The organism is Stenotrophomonas sp. GD03930 (assembly GCF_029839665.1).
Taxonomy (GTDB): domain Bacteria; phylum Pseudomonadota; class Gammaproteobacteria; order Xanthomonadales; family Xanthomonadaceae; genus Stenotrophomonas; species Stenotrophomonas forensis.
The window spans coordinates 1151658-1169881 of sequence record NZ_JAOCAV010000001.1 but is presented as its reverse complement, the minus strand read 5'-3'; the positions used below and the strand labels follow the sequence as shown (position 1 = coordinate 1169881).

Here is an 18224-nt window from a genome sequence, read left to right as displayed (position 1 = left end):
TGCCGCCTGCTGACACGCCGCTAGCGTGGCAGGCAGCGGAACCGCTGTGCGGCCGTTTCTCCCGCCGGCGAATGAGGATGCCTGCCGTGAACGTCGTTGGGTTTCCCGCCGCTGCCGTCATGGCATGCCTGCTGCTGCCAGCCACTGCCACTGCCTCTGCCGCACGTTGCGGCTCGCCGCTGCGTATCGCCTGGCCATCCGACCGCGCGCCGTTGTCCGCCAATGTGCATGGACAGGCGAGCGGACCCGGCGCGGACTACCTGGCGTTGCTGGCTGCACAGCGCCCGTTGCAGCCGCAGCCGCTGCCGGCCGTCGCGGTGGCCAAGGGCAGGGTGCCCGGCGACATCCAGGCCCTGCTGGGCTGGCCACGTTCGCAGCTGCCCCCGGGCTGGGTGGCCAGTGCCCCCTTCCTGCAGCTGCCGCAGGTGATCGTTCGGCGCCGGGATGCGCCGCCGGTGCTGGGAATGGCGGCGCTGCGCGGGCGCACCGTGGCCAGCCCGGACCCCGAGCCGTTGGCCGCGCTGCTGGCCGAACAGGCACCCGGCGCACAGCTGCTTCCCCCGGCACCGCTCGATGACGCGCTCTCGCTGCTGGGCACCGGCCTGGTCGATGCGGTGATCGCCAATCTCGGTGAGGTCGAGGCCGCCCTGCGGCGCTACCGGGGAGATCCACTGGTCATCGCTGCACCGGCCGGTTTCGACGATGCGCTGGTACTGGCCACGGTGCCCGGCTGTACGGGCGTCATCGATGAGTTCGAGCAGGCCGTGTCCAGTTTGAGTGGCGCACGACGCCAGGCGATGCGTGCGGCCTGGTTGCCGGCGGTGCCGCGAAGCCAGTCGTCACTTTCAGCACTGCACTGGCTGGTGCCGGCCTCGCTGATCCTGCTGGCGCTCGCGCTGGTGTACGCGTTCGGCTATTGGCGCGTGCACCGCGAAAGCGAGCGACGCCGCGTGGCCGCCCAGCGGCTGCAGGAGGTGACCTCGAATCTGCCGGCGGTGGTGTTCCAGGCGCGTCGCTCGGCAGAAGGCCACTACAGCATTCCGCAGATCGCAGGGGATGTACATGCGCTGTTCGGAATCAGCGTCGAGACCGCGCTGATCGATCATCGGCGTCTGCTGGCCGCGGTCCACCCCGACGATCATGCGCGGCTCACGGAAGCGGTCGATGCGGCCGCGCTGGCGCGCGAGCCGATCGATGTCATCTTCCGGACGCAGTCGCCGCAGGGCTGGCGTTGGGTGCATTCGCATGGACGACCGCTGCCGCGTGGTGGCGGCGTCGTCGAGTGGAGTGGTTACTGGATGGATGTCAGCGAAGTGCAGTCGCGCACCCTTGCGCTGGCACAGGCCAGAGGCGAGGCCGAGCAGGTGGCGCTGGCCAAGACCCACTTCCTGGCGACGATGAGCCACGAGATCCGTACGCCGATGAGCACCCTGCTGGGGATGCTGGAACGGTTGGCCGACAGCGACCTGGATGCGCGCCAGCAGCAGGTGCTTGCCACGGTGGGCGATGCGGCGAGGATGCTGCGGCAGATCCTCGACGATGTGCTGCACAGCCAGCGCCTGCAGCCTGCGCCATTGCAGCTGCGGCCGACCGATCTGGCGGCGATGCTGCGGGCAGTGCAGCAGCTGCTGATGCCTGTTGCGGCCAGCCGGGGCCTGCATCTGCGGATCGAACTCGATCCGGCGTTGCAGGCCGGGCTGCTTGCTGATGGCCTGCGCCTGCGCCAGATCCTGTTCAATCTTGCCGGCAACGCGCTGAAGTTCACCGAGCATGGGAGCGTGGACCTGCAGGTGCGGGTGCTGCAGCAGTTGGAGGATGGCCAGCGGCTGCGCCTGCAGGTGAGCGACAGCGGTGTGGGCATCAGTCCGGAACGGCAGCAGGCGGTGTTCGCCGCCTACACCCAGGCCGAGCCGTCGACGACGCGCCGCTTCGGCGGAAGTGGCCTTGGCCTGGCGATCTGCCGCGAACTGGCGGCGTCGATGGGCGCCGAACTGCAGCTGCGCAGCAGGCCCGGCGAGGGCACGACGGTGTGGATGGAGCTGGACCTGGCGGCCTGCGAGCGGCCTGCGGAGGCATCACCCCCGCCGGCCGCGGCGGTGCCGGCGCTGCCGCCCGCCTGGGTGCTGGTGGCCGAAGACCATCCCACCAACCTGCACCTGCTGGAGCAGCGCCTGCGCGGCCTGGGGCTGCATGTGCATGCCTGCACGGATGGCCGCAAGGCCCTCGAGGCCTGGCAGGCGTGGCCGTTCGATCTGGTGATCACCGACTGCCACATGCCTGACATGGACGGATTCACGCTGGCGCGCGCGATCCGCGCCGATGCCTGTGCAGCCCGTGCGCGGGTTCCGATCATCGCGCTTACCGCCAGCGTGCTGGACAGGACGCGCGAGGCCTGCCGCGACGCCGGCATCGAGCATTTCCTGGCCAAGCCGGTGGAAGCGCCGTCGCTGCACGCGCTGTTGGCCGTGCTGCTGGTGCCCGACTCAAACCGCCAGTAGGCGCACGATGCTGGCGGCAGCGTCGCGGCCTTCGGCCACGGCGGTCACCACCAGGTCGGCGCCACGCACCGCATCGCCGCCGGCGAACAGGCGTGGATGCGCGGTCTGGAACGGCAGGCGGTCCTTGCCACCGGCCACGATGCGGCCGTTCGACCGGCCTTCCACGCCGTGCTCGGACAACCACGCCGGCAGCGTCGGCGAGAAACCGAACGCGATGATCACCACGTCCGCTTCCAGCAGCGATTCGCTGCCCTCGATCGGCACGGCGTTCTGGCGGCCGTTGGCATCGGGCTCGCCCAGCCGGGTCTCGACCACGGTCACGCCGATCACCTCGTCATCGGCGCCGGCTTCGATCGACAGCGGCTGGCGGTTGAACAGGAAGCGCACGCCCTCCTCGCGCGCGTTGGCCACCTCGCGCGCGCTGCCGGGCATGTTGGCCTCGTCGCGGCGGTAGGCGCAGGTGACCTTGGCCGCGCCCAGCCGCACCGCGCTGCGCACGCAGTCCATGCCGGTATCGCCGCCGCCGAGCACCACCACGCGCTTGCCGTTCAGATCGGGCAGGGCGATGGTGTCCTCCCAGCCGGCAATCGGCCGGCCCTTCGGATCATCGCCGCCGACGATGCGGCTGTTCTGCACCAGGAACGGCAGCGCTGGCAGCACGCCCTTCAGGTCCTGGCCGTCCAGGCCGCCATCGGTGTAGCGGTAGGCCCCGGTGCCGACGAACACCGCATCGTGGCTGTCCAGCAGCTGCTGCACACTGACATCGCGGCCGATCTCCACGCCCAGGCGGAACTGCACGCCCATGCCCTCCAGTACTTCGCGGCGGCGGTGAATCACCTCCTTGTCCAGCTTGAAGCTGGGAATGCCGAACTGCAGCAGGCCGCCGATCTGTTCGTAGCGGTCGTAGACCACGGCGGTGATGCCGGCGCGCGCCAGGCGGTCGGCACAGGCCAGGCCGGCCGGGCCGGCACCGATCACCGCAACACTCTGGCCGGTGGGCTGCACCGCGCCCAGGTCGGGGCGCCAGCCGCTGGCCAGGGCGGTATCGACGATGTACTTCTCCACCGCGCCGATGGTCACCGCGCCGAATTCCTCCAGCGTGCAGCTGCCTTCGCACAGGCGGTCCTGCGGGCAGACGCGGCCGCACACTTCCGGCAGCGGGTTGGTGCTGTGGCACAGCGTGGCCGCTTCGTGGATGCGGTTCTCCTGCACCAGCTGCAGCCACTGCGGGATGGCGTTGTGCACGGGGCACTTCCAGCTGCAGTACGGGTTGCCGCAGTCCAGGCAGCGTCCGGCCTGGTACTGGGCGTCTTCCTTGCCGAACTTGCCGTACAGCTCACCCCAGTCGCCGGAGGTGCGCAGTTCGACCGGGATGCGCTGCGGCATGGTGCGGGGTAGGTCGAGGAACTGGAAGGCGTGCTTGCGGCTCATGGCGGGCTCTGGAATGCGAGGGGGGACGTTGCCGGCCAGCGGCCGGCACTACCGGGCAAAATCACGCGGCGCGGCGCAGGGTTTCAGTCAGCGACTCGATGCTGGCGGCCTTGGGTTTGACCAGCCAGAACTTGCCGATGTAATCGCGGAACTCGTCGAGGATCTGCTGCGCCCAGATGCTGCCGGTCAGCTCGCGGTGGCGGCCGATCAGGCGATGCAGGTGCTGGCGATAGTTCTCGAAGCCCTCGGCCGACACGCGATGGATGTCGATCAGTTCGTGGTTGTAGCGATCGACGAAATCGCGGTCCACGTCCAGCACATAGGCCAGGCCACCGGTGAAGCCGGCGCCGAAGTTCAGGCCGACCTTGCCCAACACCAGCACCACGCCGTCGGTCATGTATTCGCAGCAGTGGTCACCGGCACCTTCCACCACCGCCAGCGCGCCGGAATTGCGCACCGCGAAGCGCTCGCCGGCACGACCAGCCGCGAACAGTTCGCCTCCGGTGGCGCCGTACAGGCAGGTGTTGCCGATGATGGCGGTGCTGCGTGCCTCGAAGCGCGCGCCACGCGGCGGCCGCACTACCAGGCGGCCCCCGGCCATGCCCTTGCCGACGTAGTCGTTGGCCTCGCCCTCTACTTCCAGATGCAGGCCGCCGACATTGAAGGCGCCGAAGCTCTGCCCGGCACTGCCACGGAAGCGCAGCTCCAGCGGTGCTTCGGCCATGCCCTGGTTGCCATGCGCGCGGGCCACCGCACCGGCCAGGCGGGTGCCGATGCTGCGGTCGGTGTTGTGGATCAGGAAGCGGTGTTCGCCACCGCGCTTGTGCTCGATGGCCGGGGCCAGCAGGCCATCCATCTGCGTGGCCAGGCTGTCCGGCGATTCGTACAGGCGCTGCGCGGCGCAGTGGCTGCCTTCGTAACGGGCATCGGCCAGCAGGCGCGACAGGTCCACGCGCACGCCATCGCGCGGCGCGGCCTCGATCTGCCGCAGCAGGTCGGTGCGGCCGACGATTTCCTCCAGCGAACGCGCACCCAGGTACGACAGCCAGCCGCGCACTTCCTCGGCCAGCAGGCGGAAGAAGTTTTCCACGCGCTCGGGCTGGCCGGTGAAGTGGTTCTCGCGCAGGCGGTCATCCTGGGTGGCCACGCCGGTGGCGCAGTTGTTGAGGTGGCAGATGCGCAGGTACTTGCAGCCCAGCACGATCATCGGCGCGGTGCCGAAGCCGAAGCTGTCCGCGCCCAGCAGCGCGGCCTTGACCACGTCCAGGCCGGTTTTCAGGCCACCATCGGTCTGCAGCAGGGTGCGCCCGCGCAGGTCGTTGGCCAGCAGCGCCTGGTGCGCTTCGGCCACGCCCAGTTCCCACGGCACGCCGGCATAGCGGATCGAGCTGACCGGCGAGGCACCGGTGCCGCCGTCATGGCCGGAAATGGTGATCAGGTCCGCACCGGCCTTGACCACGCCGGCGGCAATCGTGCCGACGCCGGCATGGCTGACCAGCTTCACCGACACCAGCGCGGTCGGGTTGACCTGCTTGAGGTCGTAGATCAGCTGCGCCAGGTCTTCGATGGAATAGATGTCGTGGTGCGGCGGCGGCGAGATCAGGCCGATGCCGGGGCGCGCATAGCGCAGGCGCGCGATCAGTTCGTTGACCTTGTGGCCGGGCAGCTGGCCGCCTTCGCCGGGCTTGGCACCCTGCGCGACCTTGATCTGCAGCACCTCGGCGTTGACCAGGTATTCGGCGGTGACGCCGAAGCGCCCCGAGGCCACCTGCTTGATCTTGCTGCGCCGCGGCGTGCCGTAGCGGGCCGGGTCTTCGCCACCTTCGCCGGAATTGCTGCGGCCACCCAGGCGATTCATCGCAATCGCCAGCGCCTCGTGCGCCTCCGGCGACAGCGCGCCGAGACTGATTGCAGCGGTATCGAAGCGCGGGAACAGCGCACTGGCCGGTGCCACTTCATCGAGCGGCGTGGGCGTGGCGGCCGGCACCAGTTCCAGCAGGTCGCGCAGTGCCGACGGCGGCCGTGCATGCACGGCATCGCAGTACTGCTGCCACGCACGCGGGTCGCCACTGCGCGCCGCGCGCTGCAGGGTGGTCACTACGTCCGGGTTGTACATGTGGTACTCGCCGCCGTGCACGTACTTCAGCAGGCCGCCGACATCCACGTCCTGCTGCGCATCCCAGGCCTGCGCGCACAGCTCGCGCGCGTCGGCATCGAGGCGCGCGAAACCGGCGCCACCGATGCGCGAGGCGGTATCGGGGAAGCACAGGTCGACCACCTCCGGTTCCAGGCCGATGATCTCGAACAGCTGCGCGCCACGGTAGCTGGCCACGGTGCAGATGCCCATCTTCGAGATGATCTTCGACAGGCCCTTGTAGACGCCCTTGCGGTAGCGGCGGCCGATCTGCGACTGCTCGCCGCCCTTGCTGAGCTTGAGGATGCCGCGGCGGCCGAGGTCGAACAGGGTCTGGTAGGCCAGGTACGGGTACACCGCCGTGGCGCCGAAGCCGAGCAGGCAGGCCATGTGGTGCGGGTCGCGCGCGGTGCCGGTCTCGACGATAAGATTCACGTCGCAGCGCAGGCCCAGCCGCGAGAGGTGGTGGTGGATGGCGCTGGTGGCCAGCAGGGCGTGCACCATCGGCCGCCCGGCCACCGGGTAGCGGTCGGACAGCAGCAGCATCACCATGCCGTCGCGCGCGGCCTGTTCGGCTTCGGCACAGATGCGCTCGATACCGGCACGCAGGCCTTCGTCCTCGCTGTAGGACAGGTCGAGCAGGCGGTTGGCCTGCACGTACTGGTCCATCTTCAGCAGCTGGCGCAGCTTGCGCTGGCTGAGTACCGGCGAGTTGAGGATGACGTGGTTCACCGTCTCCGGGCCGGCATGGAAGATGTTGGTCTCCTTGCCGAGCTGGGTGGACAGGGACATCGCGCAGTCTTCGCGCAGCGGGTCGATCGGCGGGTTGGTGACCTGGGCGAAGGCCTGGCGGAAGTAGTCGTAGAGCGGGCGGCTGCGCTGGCTCAGCACCGCCATCGGCGTGTCGTCGCCCATCGAGCCAGTGGCTTCCTGTTCGGTCTCGGCCAGCGGCCGCAGCACCTGCTCCACTTCTTCGCTGCTGAGCTGGTACAGCTTGTGGTAGCTGCGCAGGGTGCCTTCATCGAAGGGCTCTTCCACCAGTGACGGGTCGATCAGTTCGGTCTGCAGGTAGGTGACGCCCTGCTGCAGCCACTGCTTGTACGGCGCGCGGCCGCGGTTGATGCGGTCCACCGCGTCGGAGTCGAGCAGGTCGCCGCGCTTGAGGTCGATGGCGATCATCTCGCCCGGGCCAAGCTTGCCCTTGCGCACCACGCGCTCGGTGGGCACTTCCCACACGCCGGCTTCGGAGGCGACCAGGAAGTGGCGGTCGGCGGTCAGCATCCAGCGCGCCGGGCGCAGGCCATTGCGGTCGAGGGTGCACACGGCGTAGCGGCTGTCGCAGGCGACGATGCCGGCCGGGCCATCCCAGGGTTCGCTGTTGAGCCCGTGGAACTCGTAGAACGCGGCCAGGTCCGGGTCCTTGAACTCCAGCGACTGGGTGGCCGGCGGGACCAGGATGCGCAGCGCCTGGATCAGCTCCATGCCCCCGGCGACCATCAACTCCAGCATGTTGTCCAGGCTCTGCGAGTCCGAACCGTGCATGGAGATCACCGGATCGAATTCGCCGATATCGAAGCGCGGCGTCTTCCACACCTTGCTGCGTGCCTGCGCCCAGCGCCGGTTGCCTTCGATGGTGTTGATCTCGCCGTTGTGGGCGAGCATGCGGAACGGGTGGGCCAGCGGCCAGCGTGGCAGCGTGTTGGTGGAGAAGCGCTGGTGGAACACGATGGCGCTGGAGGCCAGTTCGCGGCGCTGCAGGTCCGGGTAGAAGCGGCTGAGCTTGTCCGGCAGCACCATGCCCTTGTAGCTGATCGCATCCGGGGTGAGCGTGGTGACGTAGAAGTCGGCATGCGCGCGCAGCTGCTGTTCGCTGCGACGGCGCGCCAGGAACAGCGCCAGCGCGAAGCCGGCGTCGTCCTGGCCGATGCCGGCGTCGACGAACACCTGTTCGATGCGCGGCAGTGTGTCGCGCGCCAGCTGGCCACAGACGCTGTCGTCGGTGGGCACCTCACGCCAGCCGGCCACCTTGCAGCCCACGGCCTCCACCTGCGCCTGCAGCTGGGTGCGGCAGGCCTGCGCAGCATCGGCATCATGTGGCAGGAACACCAGGCCAGCGGCGAAGCGCGCGGCGACGACGATGCCGGCTTCGCTGGCCAGCAGTTTCAGGAAAGCATCGGGGCGGCGCAGCAGCAGGCCGCAGCCATCGCCGGTCAGGCCATCGGCGGCGACACCGCCACGGTGGGTCATGCGCGAGAGCGCGGCGATGGCGGTATCAACCAACAGGCGCGAAGGTTGATCGTCGAGCTGGGCGACCATGCCAAATCCACAGGCATCGCGCTCGGAGCGCGGGTCGTAAAGCCCTTGGCGGTTGCGGGGGGCCATCTCTACCTCGATGCGGAATGAATTGAACGGGGACACTCAAGCCCGCCCAATCCCTGGAGCGCATCGTGAGGCCACCGGATGCCTCGACTAGATCACAGGTTGCTGCAACGCCGCAATACACGGTTGCAGGTGCAACAGAAAGCGCCGGCACGCCTGTGCCGGCGCGGGGCCGGGCTCAGCCGCAGCGCGTGCCGGTGACTGCGCCCTTGTCGTCCACTTCGATGTTGAGGCGGTCGCCGAGGAACTCCATCGTGGCCACGTCGTTGGGCTTGAGCACGCGCACCTGGCTGGCGCTGGCGTCTTCCTGCGCCTGCTTGCCCAGCGCGTCGGTGTAGGCCTGGCCGACCAGGCTCTGCACCTGGCTGGCGTCGCAGGTGCCGACCGGCGGCGCCTCGGTCGCCTTGCCTGCGTCGTCGGCCGGCGCCTTGGCGGCTTCGGCGGCCTGCTGGGCATGGGCGGTGGCCGAATCCTGTTCATCCAGCGCCGGTGCCTGGCAGGCGGTCAGGGCCAGCACGGCCGGCAGCAACAGGGCGGAGAGCGAACGGGCGCGAATCGGGAACGACATCATGACTCCGGAAGGGGTTGTGAAGACCCGAGCATAGCGGCGAACCGACCCTCACGTGTTTGTCTTGCGTTATCGACAGGATCACCGCGCCGCACCCGCGACACTCAGCGCATGCCAACGCCCTCCACTCCGGAACAACAGGCCGCGCGTGCCGCCGGCCTGCGCTATGTCGATGACACCCAACCCGGCATCGGCCGCCGCCGCGCCGGCAAGGGATTCAGCTACCGCGATGCCGACGGCCACGCGGTGCGCGATGCCGCCACCCTGCACCGCATCCGCGCGCTGGCCATCCCGCCGGCCTACACTGCCGTGTGGATCTGCGCGCACGCCAACGGCCACCTGCAGGCCACCGGTCGCGATGCGCGTGGGCGCAAGCAGTACCGCTACCACGCCGACTGGGCGAAGGAGCGCGACGCCGGCAAGTTCGACCGCATCATCGCCTTTGGCGAGGCCCTCCCCTCGCTGAGGCGGCGGTTGTCGCGCGATCTCAAGCGGCCGGGTTTCCCCAGGGAAAAAGTGCTGGCGATGGTGGTCGCGCTGCTGGCCGACACCCTGGTGCGGGCCGGCAATGAAACCTACGCACAACAGAACCGCTCGTTCGGACTGACCACACTGCGCAACCGCCATCTGGAGCTGCTGCGTGGCGGGCGGGTGCGCATGCGCTTCCGCGGCAAGTCCGGGCAGCTGCAGGAGGTGACCGTGGGCGACCGCAGGCTGGGCCTGTTGGTGCGGCGCCTGCAGCAGCTGCCGGGGCAGGCGCTGTTCCAGTACCGCGATGACGACGGTGCGCTGCAGCCGGTGGATTCCGGCGCAGTGAACGACTACCTGCGCGAGGTGATGGGCGAGGACTTCACCGCCAAGGATTTCCGCACCTGGGGCGGAACCGTGGCGGCGGTGCAGGCGTTCGCCACCACCGAGCTGCCGGAACCGGCCAGCCAGCGTGCGCTGGCCCAGGCACAACGGGCGGTGGTGTGCGAGGTGGCGGCGCTGCTGGGCAATACGCCGGCGGTGTGCCGCAAGGCCTATATCGACCCGTGCGTGTTCGCCGGCTGGGAGCGCGGCGAACTGGCTGCGCTGGCCGGCCTGCGCGGCCCGCGCCAGTGGGAGCAGGCAACGCTGAAGGTGCTGCGCAGGGCGCGGCGATTGGCCAAGCGCCGCGCCTGAACCCTCCGTAGCGTCGAGCTTGCTCGACGGCTGTTACCCGCAGTAGATCGCGGTGATGTTGTTGGTGCGGCCCTTTTCGATGGTCAGGCGGTCACCGCCTTCGCTGGCTGGCGGTACCCGCGGACCGTCGTGACGCAGCACCCGCACGTGCAGGCTGTCGCTGTCCACGCGTGCACGCGCAACGGTGGCGTCCGACGCGGCCAGGCCCAGCGCACCGCGCACCATGTCACTGTGGCACTGGCCGGAAATCACCCCGTCGATCGGCTGTACCTGCGCCATCGGCGTGCTGCTGCAGGCGGCGAGGGCGAGGCTGAGGGCGGCGGCAAGGGCAGGGTACATGCAGGCGTTTTTCACAGGTGCGGTCCTCGTGTGGTTGCGTGCAGGGTGCGATGGCACGCGTGGTGGCGGAATGAATGCCGTGCACGCCATGGACACGGTGCACTCACTGCCCCCGACAGCGCCGATGGAGACACTGCAGCCGCGGCGGATGCCGCCCCCGGTAGTGCCGGCCGCTGGCCGGCAGCCCCTTTCCCTCCCGAGGAGACCCGCATGGCCACCATCAAGAAGACCCCCGCCCGCCGTAAAGCCTCGCCCAAGGTGCGCAAGGGCAGCACCGCAACCCAGACCGTTGCCGACCCCGATCGCCAACGCGTGGTGAAAACCGCAACCCGCAAGGCCGCCGCCAGCGACCCGCGTGCGGCGCGGGTGGCCTCGCGGCAGCGGCGCCTGCAGGACCAGGAGAAGGCCAAGGACGCGCGCGCAGCGAAGAAGGCCACGAAGAAGACCGCCACCCAGGCCGGTACACGCAGGCAGCCTGAGGTCATGCCCGCACAGCAGCTGGCCAAGCCCGGGCATGAACACCAACTTGAGCTGGCACCGCGCTTCCTAGCCCCCGACTACGTCGGCAGCGGCAAGCTGCAGGGCCTGCGCGCGATCATCACCGGTGGCGATTCCGGTATCGGCCGTGCGGTGGCGGTGCTGTTCGCACGTGAGGGTGCGGACGTTGCAGTGCTGCATCTGGATGAAGCCGAAGATGCCGAGATCACCCGCCAGCACGTGGAACGCGAGGGCGGACGCTGCGTGGTGATCGCCGGCGACGTGCGTGATCCGCGATTCTGCAACAAGGCGGTGAAGCAGGTGGCCAAGGCCTTCGGCGGCATCGACATCCTGGTCAACAATGCCGCGTTCCAGCTGCATTGCGAGCGGCTGGAAGACCTGGAAGACGCGCATCTGCAGGAAACCCTGCAGACCAACATCGGCGGTTACATCCAGATGGCGCGTGCGGTGCTGCCGCACCTGGGCGAGGGTGCCAGCATCATCAACACGGGTTCGGAAACCGGCCTGTTCGGCAGCAAGGCGCTGATCGACTACTCCGCCACCAAGGGCGCGATCCATGCGTTCACCAAGGCGCTGGCCAGCCAGCTGCTGCCACGTGGTATCCGGGTCAACTGCGTGGCGCCGGGGCCGGTGTGGACGCCGTTGAACCCGGCCGACAAGGCGGCAGAGGACGTTGCCGAATTCGGCAAGGGCAGTGACATGGGCCGGCCCGCACAGCCCGAAGAACTGTCGCCCGCCTATGTGTTCCTGGCTTCGCCGGTCTGTGCCAGTTACATCAGCGGAGTGATCCTGCCGGTGATGGGCGGTCCGCGCGGCTGACGCGGCGGCGGTGCCGGCCGCTGGCCGGCAGCTATCCTCGGCGCATGCGAACAGAGGATGGGGTGGGCATGGACGGCACCGCTGAATACCTGTGGCTGCCGCCGGGCGCCACACCGCCCGAACGGGCCTGCTCCCCTTGCCGGGCCATTGTTGCTGTCGAAGCCGCCGTGGAGGCGGACTGGCAGGCGCCGATGAGCGATTGGCTGGTGCGCAGCGGTTGCCGCTACATGATGGCCTGGGGCATCGAGTGCAGCGGTTGGGATGATGCGGTGGACATGGCCTCGCCGGAGGTCGAGTGCGCCGACTTCGTGATGACCACCTGGCATGATCGCGACACCCTGGCGGAGGTGTCGGCGTTCTGCGCCATTGCCCAGCACTCTACGCTGGAGCTGCCGCACACTCGGGTGTTGCATGTTGCTGGGGTGGCCGACCGGGCGCGCGTGCTTGCAGGTGTTCAGGGCGCTGTTACAGCAGATGCGTAAAGATCGGCGATGCGCGGAATGAACCGCTGCGGTTGGGGCGTGAGCACTCACGCGACCAGATGCTGGAGCTCCAGAGAAACTCTGATGGCCGAATGCTGCTTCGCGATGAACTGGATGCATTCAAGGCGGTGCTGGTCGAGCAGGGCTGGCCCACCTATCGCACCTCGGGGCCAGCCCTGATTGATGCGGCCGGCAAGCTGCTGGAGCGCTCTGGCCTGGATTGCGAGTTCCAGAAGTACATGCTTCGCGTTCTTGATCAGCAAGTCGGCGATGACATCCGTCCTGCAATCTATGCACGGCTTGCGGATCGCATCCATGCTTCCCACAATTCCAGCCAACTGTACGGCACCCTGCAGCAGCGGCTCGATGATGTGGCTACGGTTGATCCGCCAGTAGCCTCGTTGGGCTCCCTGCTGTTCTTCCGTGACTTCTACGGTCTGCCCAGCCTGGAGGAGGACCTGGCCTCGGGCGGCATCGATTACGAAGTGACCTTGTCACAGCCACCGGCGACGTACACCTGGCCCGACATCCGGACGCTGCTCGGTGAGCTGATCCAGCCCGATCAATCCTTGCGGGCAGCGCTGAGCGCTGCCCGCAGCAAGGGCGTTTCAGCAAAGGTCGAGCTGCTCAAGGAGGAGATCGCTGCCTCCGATCGAGAAGGCCTGCGAAGGATCAAGCAGGTATTCGAAGGCGTAGGCTTTCCGACGCGGGACATGGCGGGCATTGATGGTGTCTCTAGGGCCTTCCTCCTGGTCCAGCACGCGGATGAGGATCCAGCGTTCCAGAGGCGTGCGTTGGAGCTGGCCAAACCATTGATGGAGTCACGCGGCATGTCGCGACGCCAGTATGCAATGCTGGCTGACCGGGTTTCCCCTGGCAGAAGGCGAGCCGCAACTGTACGGCACGCAGATGACCCTTCAGAACGGCGTGTACGTGCTGCAGCCTACGTCCGATCTTGACGGTCTGGACAAGCGTCGATCGCAGATGGCGCTTGGCCCTTATCAGGCGATGCTCGATAGTGCCAACGCCAGTCGTCCTTGATTGAAATGTTGCGCCAACATCCTGGGCTTCCAGTGTTGAAGTATCCAGTTGATCTGCAGCATCGAATTGAAGTTTCGAGGGGATTCCTTGGCAGACATGTGGCTGGAGGTGGCGGCCGGGCGCGCCTGCTTGCTTGCAGATGTTCAGGGCGCTGCTGCGAAATACTCGCAGCGCAATGCGCACTTTTGATGTGGAGAACGTGATCGCGCGGACACGCGGAATCCGCAAATTCACACACAGAAGGAGTAAATGCATTGGATCATTTTCATGAACACGCGAAATGTGACGAGGTTATCGATGTCGCAATTGCCTTCACTCAAGTGTTGACGTGATGCGCTCGATGATCGATAAAAAGGCCCAACGCAACGGGAAAGGATGCCCCGATGTCACGACATCTTTTTCGCAGGGAAGTGATGCAGGCGAAGGGAAATCGTTGGCTGGGCCGCATCAACATGGTGCAGCCGATTCCGCTTTGGCTGTTTACCGCCTTCGCTGCCTGCTCAGCTGTTTCCGTCATTCTCTTCATTGCACTTGGCAGTTATACAAAGCGTGCCCGGGCCATGGGACAGCTTGTCCCTGTCGAAGGCATGTCCACTGTCATGGCACCCGCAAGCGGTGTCGTCTCTCTTCTCAAGGTCAGTGAGGGAGAAAATGTGCGTGCAGGTCAGGTGGTTGCCGTGCTCACCGTGCCAAGGGCAACGGTTGGGGAAGGTGATACCTCCGCCGCATTGGAGAAGCGCATCCGCGAGCGGGTCCAGGGATTGAAGGATGTGCAGGCTGCGGATCAATCCCAGCTCGATGCACAAAGTGACGGTCTCATTGCGCAGGTGGCTGCGGCGCAACGCGAGCTGGCGCAGTTCAAGGAGGAAATCCAGACAAGAAGCAGGCAGGTCGTACTGGCCGAAGAGACACTCTCGCGGCTGGAGAGACTGCGCGAAGGCAGTTACGTAAGCGAACTGCAGATCAAGCAGCAGCAGACACTGGCGCTTGAACAGCATGCCAGTGTGCAGGCCCTGCAGCGCCAGGCAATCACAACACAACGACTCATAGCGCAGTTGCAGGAGGCCATGCGCTCGCTGCCGCAAAAGCGTGAAGCCACCAGAGCCGGTCTGCGGGGCGCATTGGCCCAGCTTGAACAGGAACACGTCGAGCTGCTCGCACGAGGTGAGCTGGTGCTTACCGCGCCGGTGGATGGAACGGTTGTCACGCAGGTGCTGAAGCCGGGCCAGTCGGTGACCATGGGCCAACCTCTGCTGAGTATCCTGCCGCAAGACGGCCGTCTGGAAGCTGGCCTGCTGGTGCCCAGTCGTGTCATCGGCTTCATTGATCCCGGCGATCGCGTACTGCTGCGTTACCAGGCGTACCCCTATCAGAAATTCGGTCACCATGAGGGAACAGTGCAGCGCGTCAGCCGCAGCGCGCTTACTGGGACAGAGCTGGAAATGCTGATGCCCGGCTCGACGATCCAAGGCGAACCGATGTACAGGGTCACCGTCGCACTCTCCAGTCAGGAGATGGACGCTTACGGTCGCATCGAGCGACTCAAGCCCGGCATGACACTTGAAGCTGACATCCTTGGCGAGCGCAGCAGCTTGGCCGAATGGATCTTTGCGCCACTGGTCGCACGAAGCAAACGGATCTTCTAGAGAAGGTCACCTCCACTCAACCCGTCCTGCCGTTGAAACCGAACGGGCGGACACGCAGAGGAAGCAGCGATGGAACTAGAGCAGCGGGAAAGGCTTGGGAGCGTACCGGATCTGGGCGATGTCGATGTTGTCGATGACCTGGTACCAGACGAACTTCGGCGCGACATCCTGCGACTGGTCCGTAAACCCATCTGGGCGTATGGATGGAAGTCGGTCAAGTCTGAAGACCGCTTCAGCTTCTGGCATGCGCATTTTGCCGGAGGCGACAAGGAAAGCCGTCAGGGGTGCCTGGCCGAACTTGCTGCAAACGAAGCTGCACGACCGATCCACGAGCTGTGGGAGTGCCTGTCGCAGACGGTGCTGGCCGGCCATGAACCCCTTCGTGTGTACGCCAATGCCCATACCTACGGCGTGGAGGGCTATGTTCATACAGACAATGCAGACAAGGAAAATTACTTCACTGTCGTCTACTACGCCCACGGAATCTGGCATCCCAACTGGTCGGGCGAGACAGCTTTCGTGGTGCCGGAGACGGGTGACATCACCCATGCTGTCTACCCGCGACCTGGGCGCCTGGTGGTGTTCCGGGGCGCCACGCCACACGTTGCACGTTCACCCAGCCGGGACTGTCCCGAGCTGCGCATCACCGTCGTGTTCAAGACCCAGCTCGCACAATGACCTTGCCCGTCGCCAACATGCCGGAGCGGCCCTCCCTGCAGATGCTGCAGGAGTACCTGTCACTCCTGCGCGCTGACCAGGTGCCGCACTCGGGGCGAACGCTGAAGGATCATCTGGAAGGAACGGGCCGCATTCTGCGGGAGTGGGGATGCGACGAGGCGGTATGCATCGCTGGCATGTTCCACAGCATCTACGGAACGAACGTGTTCGGATTCAAGCGTCTTGGGTGGAGTGATCGGCCGCTGGTGGGTCGGATGCTGGGCGAACGTGCCGAGCATTTGGTGTATCTGTTCTGCGTCAGTGATCGGCCCGGTGCGTTCCTCGAAGCGCTGGGTACCGGCATCATTCGCCACAGAACAAGCGGCGAAAGCTTCAGTGCGGGCGTGGATGTCTGTGCGGCGTTGCTTGAGATCGAATCCGCCAACCTCATCGAGCAGGGATGCGGCGAGCAGTTCCTGAAGCGACTGTCCGCATGGGTGAGCGCATATCCAGACCTTCCGCTGAGCGTTGGCCTGCGCTCGCTCCTTGCTGGGTACGCGGCGGCTGGAAAGGCGCCCGCCGCCCCTGGCAGGCCGACAGCGGAGGAACTCCATTGAACGCTTCATCCATCCGTCGGAAATTTGCAGTTGACCGTTTTGCGCGGCTTGAGCAGCTGGTGGCGGCAGAAGTGATGGATCTCTACTTCCAGTATGCGAAGAGCTATGCGCGCATGCCGAAGTACTATGAGCTGGAAACAGAAACCGCGTCGCTGGGGCGATATGCCGACGCCATGGGCGAGGTGCTGCTGGCCAAACTGTTGCCTGAGGTGGAAGACTGTGTAGGAAAGCGGCTGCATGCCACTTACTCGTTCCTGCGCTTCTACACGCCTGAATCGAGGCTGCGCAGACACACTGACCGCACATCCTGCGAATACACGCTGACCTTGACCGTTGGCAGCGAAGGTACACGGGCGCCCTGGCCGATCATGATTGAGACCCAGGAGGGTGTGCAGGCGTTCGACCTGGCTCCAGGTGATGGGCTCCTGTTCTCCGGACGTGAGCTGCCCCACTGGCGCGAATGCCTGCCAGTGGGAACCTGGCTCCAGCTCTTCCTGCATTACGTCGATGCAGACGGGCCGCATGCAGCGAACCGGTTCGATGGACGGAAATTTCTCGGACCGACGAGGCGATCAGTAGCATGACTGTTCTCATCAATGCTGGAACGCACGATACACACGCCAAGGCCGTCGTTTGGGGCTTGCGGCGCAAAGGAACGACCGTGTTTCATCTGGCGAGCGACAGGTTCTGCCAGACAACGGCCTTCAGCATCCGCGTAGGGGCTGCGCAAAGTGGTGCCACGCTCGCGATCGACGGAGAAACCGTAGCCCTTGATCAGCTGTCGGCAGTGTGGCATCGCCGCCCGTTTGAGGCGCTGCAGAACGCTGGCGTTCAACCAGAGGATGAGGTGTTCGCCCGAGGCGAATCGCAACTGATGCGCGAGGGGTTGTATCGATCCCTGGAGCTTGTCCCGGCAGTGAATCCATTGGATGCCCTTGTCCGGGCCGAAAACAAGATCCATCAGCTGAAGCACGCGGCCGAGCTTGGCTTCCAGCTTCCGGCCACGTTGATAAGCGGCTCACCTGAGGATGTCCGAGGTTTCCTTGCCCAACACGCGGAGTGCATTTACAAGCCGCTACGCGGCCATGTCTGGAAGTCCGATTCTGCTCGACGCGCGACCTACACCGCCAAGGTCAGCGAAGCAGATCTCCCGGCGGATTCACTGCTGCGCGCCGCCCCAGGCATCTATCAGGCCCGCGTGGAATATGCTTTCGAAGTCAGGGCGCAGTTTTTCGGCCGCCAGTGCGCTGCGATCCGTATCGAGCAGCCGACGGATGGCAGTCTCGACTGGCGGCGCAGCCAGGGCACGATTGACTCCTGCGAAGTGGTGGATGTCCCGCTCGACCTGCAGCAACGCTGCCATCGTCTGATGGAAGCGCTCGGCCTCGTGGCGGCGGGGTTCGATTTTCTCGTTACGGACGATGGGCGCTGGATCTTCCTTGAGATCAATCAGGCCGGACAGTTCCTTTTCGTCGAACAGTGGTGCCCTGGATTGCCGATGCTGGACATGTTCTGTGAGTTCATCCGTGCACCGTCGCTGCAGTGGCGATACGACATGGGACATGCGCATCGCCGGATCTCCTATTCGGAATTCATCGAGAGCACTTCAGTGATTACGTCCTGACCCCGGCAGGTGGGACGTCAACCCATTGCGTCAGGCGCCTGGCGTGATCCACCGACAACACTCCTGTTGTCGAAAATCGAGGAGAAAATGGCATGAAGAACGAAGATATCAAGAAGGACCTGGAGTCGCGCGTGCTTGGTCACATTCTTTCCCAGGAAGAAATGGAGCAGGTAGGCGGCGGCGATGGCGATGGAATTCCGACGCTCCCGCCGGTGAAGACGACGCCGGCCAGTGACAACGGAACCACGCATCCGGTCCTTGAGTAACTGAATACGGCGAGTGCTGCGATGCCTGGCCGTCAAGGTGGGCGTCGCGGCCTCGCTTTTC

The 18224-nt window shown here is 66.2% G+C and carries 15 protein-coding genes; 11 read left to right on the top strand and 4 right to left on the bottom strand.

The window, feature by feature from the left end; translation table 11 throughout:
- Nucleotides 1-77: 77 nt before the first annotated feature.
- Nucleotides 78-2498 carry an ATP-binding protein gene (locus tag N5C18_RS05320; RefSeq protein WP_279943998.1) on the top strand — a complete coding sequence of 807 codons (2421 nt, stop codon included), beginning with the start codon at nt 78-80 and terminating at the stop codon, nt 2496-2498.
- Here the strand turns inward: N5C18_RS05320 and N5C18_RS05315 are convergent.
- The 3 genes from N5C18_RS05315 to N5C18_RS05305 form a co-directional block, all read right to left on the bottom strand.
- Nucleotides 2484-3929 (bottom strand): FAD-dependent oxidoreductase, encoded by a 1446-nt coding sequence (locus tag N5C18_RS05315; protein WP_279943997.1) that lies wholly within the window; start codon nt 3927-3929, stop codon nt 2484-2486. The two genes, N5C18_RS05320 and N5C18_RS05315, sit on opposite strands and share 15 nt — an antisense overlap.
- Nucleotides 3930-3990: 61 nt before the next feature.
- Nucleotides 3991-8445, bottom strand: a complete 4455-nt coding sequence (gltB, locus tag N5C18_RS05310) for a glutamate synthase large subunit (RefSeq protein ID WP_279943996.1) — start codon at nt 8443-8445, stop codon at nt 3991-3993.
- A gap of 175 nt (nt 8446-8620) precedes the next feature.
- Entirely contained in the window at nt 8621-9010 is a 390-nt protein-coding gene (locus tag N5C18_RS05305) for an I78 family peptidase inhibitor (protein ID WP_053509526.1), read from the bottom strand.
- 111 nt (nt 9011-9121) lie between these two features.
- Here N5C18_RS05305 and N5C18_RS05300 point away from each other — a divergent pair, with 111 nt between their 5' ends.
- Entirely contained in the window at nt 9122-10174 is a 1053-nt protein-coding gene (locus tag N5C18_RS05300) for a DNA topoisomerase IB (RefSeq protein WP_279943995.1), read from the top strand.
- A gap of 33 nt (nt 10175-10207) precedes the next feature.
- Here the strand turns inward: N5C18_RS05300 and N5C18_RS05295 are convergent, their stop codons facing one another.
- Complete coding sequence (locus N5C18_RS05295) at nt 10208-10513, bottom strand: hypothetical protein (protein ID WP_053509518.1); 306 nt, start codon at nt 10511-10513, stop codon at nt 10208-10210.
- A gap of 210 nt (nt 10514-10723) precedes the next feature.
- Between N5C18_RS05295 and N5C18_RS05290 the strand changes: the two genes are divergently transcribed.
- The 9 genes from N5C18_RS05290 (at nt 10724) to N5C18_RS05250 (ending at nt 18163) form a co-directional block, all read left to right on the top strand.
- Nucleotides 10724-11830, top strand: a complete 1107-nt coding sequence (locus N5C18_RS05290; RefSeq protein ID WP_053509516.1) for an SDR family oxidoreductase — start codon at nt 10724-10726, stop codon at nt 11828-11830.
- Nucleotides 11831-11898: 68 nt separating this feature from the next.
- Complete coding sequence (locus tag N5C18_RS05285; RefSeq protein WP_053509514.1) at nt 11899-12312, top strand: hypothetical protein; 414 nt, start codon at nt 11899-11901, stop codon at nt 12310-12312.
- A gap of 92 nt (nt 12313-12404) precedes the next feature.
- On the top strand, nt 12405-13271 hold the full coding sequence (locus N5C18_RS05280; RefSeq protein ID WP_279943993.1) for a DUF6624 domain-containing protein: 867 nt from the start codon (nt 12405-12407) through the stop codon (nt 13269-13271).
- Nucleotides 13272-13736: 465 nt separating this feature from the next.
- Nucleotides 13737-14999, top strand: a complete 1263-nt coding sequence (locus N5C18_RS05275) for an HlyD family efflux transporter periplasmic adaptor subunit (RefSeq protein WP_053448414.1) — start codon at nt 13737-13739, stop codon at nt 14997-14999.
- Between the two features lie 69 nt (nt 15000-15068).
- The gene (locus N5C18_RS05270; protein WP_141401631.1) at nt 15069-15677 is read left to right on the top strand and encodes a 2OG-Fe(II) oxygenase; all 609 of its coding nucleotides are present in this window, start codon (nt 15069-15071) and stop codon (nt 15675-15677) included.
- Complete coding sequence (locus N5C18_RS05265; RefSeq protein ID WP_053448416.1) at nt 15674-16273, top strand: DUF6817 domain-containing protein; 600 nt, start codon at nt 15674-15676, stop codon at nt 16271-16273. The genes N5C18_RS05270 and N5C18_RS05265 overlap by 4 nt, the downstream gene beginning before the upstream one ends.
- Entirely contained in the window at nt 16270-16857 is a 588-nt protein-coding gene (locus N5C18_RS05260) for a hypothetical protein (RefSeq protein ID WP_154582886.1), read from the top strand. The genes N5C18_RS05265 and N5C18_RS05260 overlap by 4 nt, the downstream gene beginning before the upstream one ends.
- A complete protein-coding gene (locus N5C18_RS05255) occupies nt 16854-17897 on the top strand; it encodes an MvdC/MvdD family ATP grasp protein (protein WP_279943991.1) in 1044 nt (347 codons plus the stop codon). Before N5C18_RS05260 ends, N5C18_RS05255 begins: the two co-directional genes overlap by 4 nt.
- 92 nt (nt 17898-17989) lie before the next feature.
- A complete protein-coding gene (locus tag N5C18_RS05250; RefSeq protein WP_154582884.1) occupies nt 17990-18163 on the top strand; it encodes a hypothetical protein in 174 nt (57 codons plus the stop codon).
- The last annotated feature ends 61 nt before the right edge of the window (nt 18164-18224 follow it).